1 pseudogene is annotated in these 235 nt (G+C 62.6%); it reads left to right on the forward strand.

Annotated features, from left to right (window positions below):
* Positions 1-235 (forward strand): annotated as a pseudogene (locus AC0IW9_RS32040) (tonB-system energizer ExbB); the annotation flags it as partial.

The following is a 235-nucleotide window of genomic DNA, read 5'->3' on the forward strand; positions in this document are numbered from 1 at the left end:
GGCATGTACCAGAACGCCGACAACGTGGTGAAGGCCGTGATGATCGGCCTGGCCCTGGCCTCGGTCATCACCTGGACCATCTGGATTGCCAAAGGCTTCGAGCTGATCGGCGCCAAACGCCGCCTGCGCGGTGAGCTGGCCCTGCTGAAACAGAGCCGCTCGCTGAAAGACGCCGCTGACAAGGCGGACAAAAAAGGCAGCCTGTCCCATGTGCTGGTGCATGACGCCCTGGAAG

This window comes from Belnapia sp. AC561 (assembly GCF_979252845.1).